Below are 10,271 nucleotides of genomic sequence, written 5' to 3' on the forward strand. Positions count from 1 at the left end.
CGGCGACTCCTACGATAATGCGATGGCAGAGAGTATCAACGGGTTGTACAAAACGGAGGTTATCCACCGCGGGAGCTGGAAAAACCGGACGGAAGTGGAGTTGGCCACGCTGGACTGGGTGGACTGGTACAACAACAGAAGGCTGCTCGGGCGGCTGGGTTACATCCCTCCTACTGAAGCCGAAATGAACTATTACGCTTTGCAATTAGCATCAGAGGAAGCGGCGTAGTATTGCCAAAATTACTCTCTAATAAACTCGGGGTTATTCAAACTGCCCGTTCACGGACTTCCGGAGAGTAACGTTTGGTCGTTGTCATAGAGACCTCCACTTTTAAAGTATAGACTCTAATTTATCCGGGGTGATTCAGTCGTTCATTTGGCTCGTTGCAAGTTGACCTTTTTGGTCAGGGCGTTTTACTTAACCAGTCTTCCAATCGCCATCATTAACATCTTATTGCTCACTTCGCCAAGCCCTTATTCACTTTATCACTTTCCTTAATGCAAAGCTTACGGGGTATCGGAGGATGAATATGTGATCTGGGTCAAAAAAAAGCAAGCTGACACCTTTCAGCTTCAACAAAAAATCGCTTTGTTACTCGATAGATACGTTTAACCAAGAGAGTGCACGGAATGGTTAATAAACCTAACATAACGGCAACATCTTTACGGCTCGACAGCGGCAATAAAGCCCTGCAATATGCAAGGTAAAGAGGTTAAAAATTGCGCTTATTAACCTTCACGGCGCCACGTAACCTTATTTGTCAGCACTTAACAGAAAGAGTAACACGATAAAGGCCCACAACCGAACCGACAGAGGTAAGGATTTGCGCTACTAAGGGCATATATTGGCGTGGCAGGCAGCGTAAGGGAATAGATTATTTCCCCACTGGCCTTAAGCTATGCATTAAAATTATTTACCTTATTTAAAGTCGATATCCCGCCCGACGGCGGGGCGACACGACAGTTCGGCTGATGGCGGGGCGGGTAACGGAGCAGGATACGGCGCGGGGTAGCGATCGCGGGTAACGCTCTCAACGCAGTGCCACACTAGCGCGGCAACACGCGCTGGGTATTGCGGGGGCCGTTAAGGGCTCCAAACGCCATCCAGGACGTTGCACCGTTGCCGGTGACGCTCGCCGACCTGGCCTGTTGCCGGCGACTCTCGCCGACCGGGCCTGTTGCCGGCGATGCTCGCCGACCGGGCCTATTGCGGGTGACGATGTCTGCGGCGTGGTGATTGATGTCAACCGCATTATCCATCCCGAAAGCACTATCGATAGAGTGGGCTCTCAATCAAGCCTTGATCGCGATGCCTGACAGACCGCCGGGCTGGGGCCCTGGAAGGCAATCGGTGTCGGTGAGACAGACTCCGTTCGGCGCTGATAAGCCGCTTACTGTCCCCATGCCGGCCGTCAGTAGACCATGAAGCGACGTGGCACATTATTCTGTGCCCGTGCGCAAGCCCTAAAATAAGGCGCATTGCACAATGATGTGTCAATCGCGCACCCTTTTGCGGCAACGGCGGGTGCAAAGGACGCCGGCGCGGAGAGCCGGTGGAGAAAAAACTTTCTACGCTATTTCAGTTATATAAAAGTAGTCCCCCGCGCGGTAGGTTTTTTTTTTAACCGTTCACGTTCAAGGGACTTGTCACAATGCAACCCAGATGTTATTAGTGTTATTTATCTTATCATTAGCCAATTATTCTATTTAATGTCGATATATTGACCTTATCTGTTTTAGCTTGCGTCGGGATTACTTAATTATTTGATAAACGGTCTATTGCAGTTGAAATTACCATGATAAAGACTATGCCTATCGTTAAGGCGGGATTGAGCCTGTCGCCGCACCCTTTTTACGGCGACACAACGCCTTGTTTAACTTGCCTGGGTTAATACCGAATATCATACCTTTCGCCTTGCGGCTTCGTTCGCCGCAGCAGGCAAGAGGTGCGTTATCCCCGCAAAGCGGGAATCTGCAGAGGGCTTGACAGGGTCCGTGCAATAATAAAAAAACCGGGAGTGCATCACTAATGACCAACATCACGAAAAAAACGCTTCTTGCCGCGGCCGTAGTGACCGCCATGGGAATGGGCGTTGCTGGACACAATTTAGCCGCGGACGTTCCCGCCGGCGTGCAGTTAAGCGACAAACAGGAATTGGTACGTGGCAATGGCGCCGAATTGCAATCGCTGGATCCCCACAAGATAGAAGGGGTTCCCGAATCCAACGTTAACCGTGACGTGCTGGAAGGCCTTATCATTAACGACCTGCAGGGCCGGGCCCAGCCGGGCGTGGCCGAGAGCTGGGAAAACAAGGATTTCAAAGTCTGGACCTTCCATCTACGGCCAAACGCCAAATGGTCCAATGGCGATCCGGTCACCGCGCAGGATTTTGTCTACAGCTGGCGACGACTGGCGGATCCCAAAACCGCCTCTCCTTATGAAAGCTACCTGCAATACGCTCAAATAACCAATATCGACGATATCATCAGCGGCAAGAAAAGCCCTGACACGCTGGGCGTGAAAGCGCTTGACAGTCATACTCTGGAAGTCACGCTGGCCGAGCCGGTGCCGTATCTCATCAAGGTGCTCGCCCATCCGTCCATGTCGCCGGTGCCGCAAAAAGTCGTGGAAAAATTCGGTGAGAAGTGGACCCAGCCTGCCAATTGGGTGGGGAATGGCGCCTATGTCGTCAAAGACTGGGTGATTAACGAACGTATCGTCCTGGAGCGGAATCCGCAGTACTGGGATAACGCTAAAACCGTGGTTAATAAAGTCACCTATCTGCCGATCTCGTCCGAAGTCACCGACGTCAATCGCTATCGCGCCGGCGAAGACGATATGACCTATAACAACTTGCCGATTGAGTTGTTCCAGAAACTCAAGAAAGAGATCCCTAAAGAAGTGCATGTTGATCCCTATCTTTGCACCTATTACTACGAAATCAATAACCAGAAAGCGCCGTTCACCGATGCGCGCGTGCGTACCGCGCTGAAGCTCGGTCTGGATCGCGATATCATCGTCAATAAAGTGAAAGCGCAGGGCGATCTGCCGGCATACGGCTTCACGCCGCCGTATACCGATGGCGCCAAGCTGATGGCGCCGGAATGGTTTGGCTGGTCGCAGGAGAAACGCAACGAAGAGGCGCGTAAATTGCTGGCCGAGGCGGGCTATACCAAAGACAAACCTTTGACCTTCGATTTACTGTATAACACCTCGGATCTGCACAAGAAGCTGGCTATCGCCGTGGCGTCTATCTGGAAAAAGAACCTCGGTGTCAATGTGAAGCTTGAAAATCAGGAATGGAAAACCTTTCTGGATACCCGTCGTCAGGGCAATTTCGACGTCGCCCGCGCTGGCTGGTGCGCGGATTATAATGAACCGACCTCCTTCTTGAACATTATGCAGTCCAACAGCACCAATAATAGTGCGCATTATAAGAACCCGGCATTTGACAAACTGCTGGTCCAGGCCCTGCAGGCCGGTTCGGAAGATGCCCGCGCCGGACTTTATCAGCAGGCGGAACAGCAGTTGGATAAAGACTCGGCTATCGTCCCGGTGTATTACTATGTTAACGCCCGTTTGGTCAAACCTTACGTGGGGGGTTATACCGGTAAAGATCCGCTTGATAATGTCTATGTAAAAGATCTGTACATTATCAAACACTAAGGACGTTTGACGCGAGACAAACAGGGCAGACCGCTGGCGGTCATGCCCTGTTTGTTCTGCAAACGCCTTACCGTCTACTGCCATGTTATAGGTCTGGTAATGTTAAAGTTTATTCTTCGACGGCTGCTGGAAGCGATTCCAACGCTGTTCGTGCTGATCACCATCTCATTTTTCATGATGCGTCTGGCACCCGGCAGCCCGTTTACCGGCGAGCGCAATCTGCCGCCGGAAGTGATGGCGAATATTGAAGCCAAATATCATCTGAACGATCCCATCCTCACGCAGTACGGCAATTATTTATTGCAACTGGCCCACGGTGATTTCGGTCCTTCGTTCAAATATAAAGATTACTCGGTCAACGATCTGGTCGCCAACTCGTTTCCCGTCTCGGCCAAATTGGGGCTGGCGGCGTTTTTGCTGGCGGTGGTGGTGGGTGTCGCCGCCGGGGTCATGGCGGCATTGAAGCAGAACACCAAATGGGATTATTTGGCCATGGGGTTTGCTATGACCGGCGTGGTGATCCCCAGTTTTGTCGTAGCGCCGCTATTGGTGCTGATTTTCGCCATTACGCTGAAATGGCTGCCCGGCGGCGGCTGGAACGGCGGTGAGCCCAGATTTGTCATTTTGCCGATGGTTGCCCTGTCTCTGGCCTATATCGCCAGCATTGCCCGCATTACCCGTGGTTCTATGATTGAAGTGCTGCATTCCAATTTTATCCGCACCGCACGCGCCAAAGGGCTGCCGATGCGGCGGATTGTTTTCAGTCATGCCCTGAAGCCGGCGCTGCTGCCTGTCATCTCGTATATGGGGCCGGCGTTTGTTGGCATCATTACCGGCTCGATGGTGATAGAGACTATCTATGGTCTGCCCGGTATCGGCCAGCTGTTTGTTAATGGCGCCCTTAACCGCGACTATTCCCTGGTGCTGAGTCTGACCATTCTGGTGGGCACCCTGACCATCCTGTTCAACGCCATCGTCGATGTCCTGTATGCGGTTATCGACCCGAAAATCCGTTATTGACGCTGGAGCGCGCAAATGATCGTGAGCAAGAAAAATAGCGAAGCTCTGGAGAAATTCAGTGAACACCTGGAGGTGGAAGGCCGCAGCCTGTGGGCTGACGCCCGCCGCCGCTTCATTCATAACAAGGCGGCATTGACCAGCCTGTTCATCCTGCTGCTGATCGCGTTGTTCGTCATCCTGGCGCCGTCGCTGTCTGCATTCCGTTATGATGATACCGACTGGGCCATGATGTCCAATGCGCCGGATATCGCCTCGCAACACTATTTCGGCACCGATTCCTCCGGCCGCGATTTGCTGGTGCGGGTGGCTATCGGCGGACGTATTTCGCTCATGGTGGGCATTGCCGCCGCACTGGTGGCGGTGGTGGTGGGGACGTTATACGGCGCTTTGTCCGGTTATCTCGGTGGTAAAATTGACTCCCTGATGATGCGGCTGCTGGAAATTCTCAACTCATTTCCCTTTATGTTTTTCGTCATCCTGCTGGTGACGTTTTTCGGGCAAAACATCTTTCTGATTTTCGTGGCCATCGGGTTGGTTTCCTGGCTGGACATGGCCCGTATCGTCCGCGGGCAGACGCTGGGCCTAAAGCGCAAAGAGTTCATTGAGGCGGCCATCGTCAGCGGCGTGTCCACCCGCAATATTATTCTGCGCCATATTGTGCCGAACGTACTGGGTGTGGTGGTGGTGTACGCCTCGCTCCTGGTGCCCAGCATGATTTTGTTTGAGTCCTTCCTGAGCTTTCTCGGTCTGGGCACCCAAGAGCCGCTTTCCAGCTGGGGCGCATTGCTTAGCGACGGCGCCAATTCCATGGAGGTGTCTCCCTGGCTGCTGATATTCCCGGCGCTGTTTCTGGTGGTGACGCTATTTTGTTTCAACTTTATCGGCGATGGGTTGCGTGACGCCCTCGATCCGAAAGACCGTTAAGGAGTGCCGCGATGAGCACGAATCAAACCTCGGTGCCGGGCGCGGTGACGCTTACGGACACCGCTGCGCCGGCACTGCTGGATGTGCGTGACCTGCGGGTCACCTTTGCTACCCAGGACGGCGCGGTGACCGCGGTCAATAACCTGAATTTCACTCTGCGCGCCGGCGAGACGTTGGGTATCGTCGGCGAGTCCGGCTCCGGCAAATCCCAGACCGCTTTCGCCTTGATGGGGTTGCTGGCGGGCAATGGCCGTATTGACGGCAGCGCCAAGTTCAACGGCCGCGAAATTCTCAATCTGCCGGAAAAGCAGCTGAACAAACTGCGCGCCGAGCAGATTTCGATGATCTTCCAGGATCCGATGACCTCGCTGAACCCTTATATGCGGGTGGGCGATCAGTTAATGGAAGTACTGCAATTGCACAAACGGATCGGCAAACATGAGGCTTTCAATGCGTCCGTGCGCATGCTGGACGCGGTAAAAATGCCTGAAGCGCGCAAGCGCATGCGGATGTATCCTCATGAATTCTCGGGCGGCATGCGCCAGCGGGTGATGATCGCCATGGCGCTGCTGTGCCGACCGAAACTGCTTATCGCCGATGAGCCCACCACCGCGCTGGATGTGACGGTACAGGCGCAAATTATGAACCTGCTCAACGAACTTAAGCGCGAGTTCGATACCGCCATCATCATGATCACCCACGACCTGGGCGTTGTGGCCGGCATCTGCGATCGGGTACTGGTTATGTACGCCGGGCGCACCATGGAGTATGGCAAGGCACGGGATGTGTTCTATCGCCCGAGCCATCCTTATTCCATCGGCCTGCTGGCGGCGGTGCCCCGCCTGGATGCCGACGGCAGCGACGTCATGACCACGATTCCCGGCAATCCGCCTAATCTGCTGCGCTTACCTAAAGGCTGTCCTTTCCAGCCGCGCTGTCCCTACTCAATGGACATTTGCGCCACCATGCCGCCGCTGGAACGTTTTGGCGATCAGCGACTGCGCGCCTGTTATAAGCCACTGGAGGAGCTGGTATGAGCACCCTGGCCGAGAAGAAAAAAGTCATCCTCGACGTCGACAATCTGAAGGTGTATTTCGACGTGAAAGGGGATAAACAGTGGTTCTGGCAGCCCGCCAAAAGCCTGAAGGCGGTAGATGGTGTGTCCCTGCGGCTGTATGAAGGGGAGACGCTGGGCGTGGTCGGCGAGTCCGGCTGCGGAAAATCGACCTTTGCCCGGGCGCTGATTGGTCTGGTCAAGGCCACCAGCGGGCGCATCGCCTGGCTGGGTAAAGAGTTGCAGGATATGAATACGGCGCAGTGGCGCGCCACGCGTAACGATATCCAGATGATTTTCCAGGATCCGCTAGCCTCGCTCAACCCCCGCATGACGATTGGCGATATCATTGCTGAACCGCTGCACACCTATTTCCCGAAAATGCCCCGCCAGGAAGTGAAGGAAAAAGTGCGCAACATGATGATGAAGGTCGGGCTATTGCCGAACCTTATTAACCGTTATCCCCATGAGTTTTCCGGCGGGCAATGCCAGCGTATCGGCATTGCCCGGGCGCTGATTCTCGAACCAAAGTTGGTCATTTGCGATGAACCGGTGTCGGCGCTGGATGTGTCCATTCAGGCGCAGGTGGTGAACTTATTGCAGCAGCTGCAGCGGGAAATGGGGCTTTCGCTGATTTTTATTGCGCACGATTTAGCGGTGGTTAAACATATCTCCGATCGGGTGTTGGTCATGTATCTCGGCCATGCCGTGGAGCTTGGCACCTATGACGAGGTGTACCACAATCCACAGCATCCCTATACCCGCGCGTTGATGTCGGCGGTGCCGATCCCAGACCCGGATAAAGAGCGTAATAAGGCGATTCAACTGTTGGAGGGGGATTTGCCCTCGCCAATTAACCCGCCGTCGGGGTGCGTGTTTCGTACGCGCTGCCCGCTGGCTGATGAAACCTGCGCCGTGACGCGGCCGATATTGCAGGGCAGTTTCCGCCACGCCTGCTCATGCATCAAGGTGGACGTTTCCCAACTGGCGCAATAGCGTCATGCCCAGCTGACGTAAGAGCGTCATGTCCCAGCGGGCGTAAGAGCGTCATGTCCCAGCGGGCGTAAGAGCGTCATGCCCAGCGGGCGTAAGAGCGTCATGTCCCAGCGGGCGCAGGAGCGTCATGTCCCAGCGGGCGCAAGAGCGTCATGCCCAGCTGGCGCAAGAGCGTCATGCCCAGCGGGCGCGGCTAAACGGTGATAGTTGCGCCCGGCTGGGGGGCTGTCATCGGGGACGACGAAAGCCGGTGGGGCTTGAGTCAATGCGGACGTTCGCCGTCGCTCTACGATCTGACGAGCGCCGCGCGGGTGCCCGCCGCGGACGGGACTGGGCTTACTCCTTCCACAGAATGTGGCAAACTTTTTCGCATCTGTCGCGGCAAATCAGGATGCGCGCAAACACGTCGTTCACCGCCATGCCGTCTTTCTCCGCCAGACCTATCACCACTTCGGCGAAAAGATCGGGGTTGAGATCGAAATCCACCTGCTCATGCCACGCCTCGGACGGGTCAAACAGTTCTGCTGCGCCGCGCTGTTCAAACTGCAGGTTGAACAGCAGAATGTCTGCCGGATCGAGGTTATCCTGCGCCAGCTCAAGAAAAATATCGTAGGCCGCTTCGAGCGTTTCGTCATCCGTCAGACGATTGTCCACATCCATCATTACTGTCCCGTTAGCTGAATTGGCGCTATTACAGCATGCCGTTTGGCAAAATTACAGCAATGGACTGAAAAAGTAGAACAGCCGCTCGACAATACGCTGCCAGTAAGGACGCTTTGACCAGACGTTGGCCTCGATAAGCCGTGAGCGAGCGATATAGTCCTCCTGCACTCGCGCCAGATCGCTGCCAAAATCATCATCGTCGATGACCAGCGTTATCTCAAAATTAAGCCATAGGCTGCGCATGTCCAGATTCACCGTCCCCACCAGACTCAACTGGCCGTCGACCAGCACACTCTTGGTATGCAGCAGACCGCCCTCAAACTGATGGATAAGCACGCCGGCTTCCAGCAATTCGGCAAAGAAGGCCCGGCTGGCCCAGCCTACCAACATGGAGTCGTTGTGGCGTGGAACGATAATATGCACCTCAACGCCGCGCTGCGCCGCGGTACAAATGGCATGCAGCAAGTCGTCGCTCGGCACCAGATAGGGGGTGGTCATCACCAATTGTTCGCGCGCGGCATAAATAGAGGTCAGCAACGCCTGATGAATGACGCCCTCGGGGAAACCAGGGCCCGAGGCGATCACTTGAATGGTATGCCCTGTGGCTTGTTCAAACGGCATGATATTGACGTCGGGCGGCGGCGGCAGGATACGTTCGCCGGTTTCTATTTCCCAATCGCAGGAAAAAATGATCCCCATGGCGGTAGCCACCGGCCCCTCCATGCGCGCCATGATATCGATCCATTGGCCGACGCCGGCGTCCTGTTTGAAAAAGCGTGGATCCACCATGTTCATGCTGCCGGTGTAGGCGACATAATTGTCAATCAGTACCATTTTGCGGTGCTGACGCAGATCCATACGGCGCAGAAAAACGCGCAGCAGGCTGACGTGCAGGGCTTCCACCACCTTCACGCCGGCGTCGCGCAGCAGCGCGGGGTAGGGACTGCGGAAAAAGTCCACGCTGCCGGCGGAATCAAGCATCAACCGGCAGCGCACGCCGCGCCGCGCCGCGGCCATTAACGCCTCCGCCACTTGGTCCACCAGACCGCCGGTTTGCCAGATATAGAACACCATCTCAATATTGTTTTGCGCCAGGCCGATATCGCGCACCAGCGCCCGCAGGGCATCATCGCTGCTGGTCAGCAGCTGCATCTGATTGCCCTTAAGGCCACCCATGCCCTGACGGTGCTCGCACAGCTGAAATAACGCCCGGGCCACTTCGCTGTTTTCACTGGCGAAAATGCGGCGACAGCCTTTGAGATCTTCGATCCACTTGGCGGTGGACGGCCAGAGGGCCTTACTGCGTTCGGCGCGGCGTTTGCCCAAGTTGAGTTCGCCAAACAGCAGATAGGTAATAATCCCTACCAGGGGAAGAATATAGATGACCAGCAGCCAAGCCATGGCGGAGGGCACCGCGCGACGTTTCATCATCACCCGCAGCGTGACGCCTGCGATCAACAACCAATAGCCGAACAGCAATAGCCAGTTGATTACGGTATAAAGCGTTGTCATAGGGGCGAAAAATCCTGTTCGCGGAGCGTTAGCCTGAGTTTACGCATAAGGGGCGCAAAGAGGAAATTGTTTTACCGGACGCATTATGCGCCACAGTCCTTGCGTGGCTTGGCAGGGATGAAAAAGTGGCTATAATGGCGTGCGTTAATGTAAGCCCGTGCCGAAGGTCGTCGTGATGAAAAGAAGCCGTAACGAAGTTAGCCGTTGGCGCATGCCGCGCCAAGCACAGCGTCGGCGCAGCCAGTGGGTTGAAGCCCAATCCCGCACGTATCGGCGCCTGACGCGCTTGAGCCATCTGCAGCTCAAACTGAATCACCCCGGATAAATTAGAGTCTATACTTTAAAAGTGGAGGTCTCTATGACAACGACCAAACGTTACTCTCCGGAAGTCCGTGAACGGGCAGTTAATCTAGTGCTGGAAACTCAGCATGAGCA

9 protein-coding genes are annotated in these 10,271 nt (G+C 55.0%); 7 read left to right on the forward strand and 2 right to left on the reverse strand.

The window, feature by feature from the left end:
* From CINSTRO3249_RS08295 to oppF, 6 genes are all read left to right on the forward strand, one after another.
* A partial coding sequence (locus tag CINSTRO3249_RS08295; protein ID WP_143146879.1) for an integrase core domain-containing protein occupies positions 1-229 on the forward strand: 229 nt, incomplete at its 5' end.
* Positions 230-2,029: 1,800 nt separating this feature from the next.
* Positions 2,030-3,667 (forward strand): oligopeptide ABC transporter substrate-binding protein OppA, encoded by a 1,638-nt coding sequence (gene oppA, locus CINSTRO3249_RS08300; protein WP_074012935.1) that lies wholly within the window; start codon positions 2,030-2,032, stop codon positions 3,665-3,667.
* 99 nt (positions 3,668-3,766) lie between these two features.
* The gene (gene oppB / locus CINSTRO3249_RS08305) at positions 3,767-4,687 is read left to right on the forward strand and encodes an oligopeptide ABC transporter permease OppB (protein ID WP_074012940.1); all 921 of its coding nucleotides are present in this window, start codon (positions 3,767-3,769) and stop codon (positions 4,685-4,687) included.
* Between the two features lie 15 nt (positions 4,688-4,702).
* On the forward strand, positions 4,703-5,611 hold the full coding sequence (gene oppC, locus CINSTRO3249_RS08310) for an oligopeptide ABC transporter permease OppC (RefSeq protein WP_074012936.1): 909 nt from the start codon (positions 4,703-4,705) through the stop codon (positions 5,609-5,611).
* Between the two features lie 11 nt (positions 5,612-5,622).
* Complete coding sequence (locus CINSTRO3249_RS08315) at positions 5,623-6,648, forward strand: ABC transporter ATP-binding protein (RefSeq protein WP_074012937.1); 1,026 nt, start codon at positions 5,623-5,625, stop codon at positions 6,646-6,648.
* A complete protein-coding gene (gene oppF, locus CINSTRO3249_RS08320) occupies positions 6,645-7,661 on the forward strand; it encodes a murein tripeptide/oligopeptide ABC transporter ATP binding protein OppF (protein WP_074012938.1) in 1,017 nt (338 codons plus the stop codon). Before CINSTRO3249_RS08315 ends, oppF begins: the two co-directional genes overlap by 4 nt.
* Positions 7,662-7,997: 336 nt before the next feature.
* Here the strand turns inward: oppF and CINSTRO3249_RS08325 are convergent, their stop codons facing one another.
* Positions 7,998-8,321 (reverse strand): HI1450 family dsDNA-mimic protein, encoded by a 324-nt coding sequence (locus CINSTRO3249_RS08325; RefSeq protein WP_074012941.1) that lies wholly within the window; start codon positions 8,319-8,321, stop codon positions 7,998-8,000.
* A 54-nt stretch (positions 8,322-8,375) separates the two neighbouring features.
* Complete coding sequence (cls, locus tag CINSTRO3249_RS08330) at positions 8,376-9,836, reverse strand: cardiolipin synthase (protein ID WP_074012939.1); 1,461 nt, start codon at positions 9,834-9,836, stop codon at positions 8,376-8,378.
* A gap of 175 nt (positions 9,837-10,011) precedes the next feature.
* Here cls and CINSTRO3249_RS16530 point away from each other — a divergent pair, with 175 nt between their 5' ends.
* A complete protein-coding gene (locus CINSTRO3249_RS16530; RefSeq protein ID WP_125933154.1) occupies positions 10,012-10,161 on the forward strand; it encodes a YciY family protein in 150 nt (49 codons plus the stop codon).
* The last annotated feature ends 110 nt before the right edge of the window (positions 10,162-10,271 follow it).

The sequence above is a fragment of the Candidatus Sodalis sp. SoCistrobi genome (assembly GCF_900143145.1).
Lineage (GTDB): Bacteria > Pseudomonadota > Gammaproteobacteria > Enterobacterales > Enterobacteriaceae > SoCistrobi.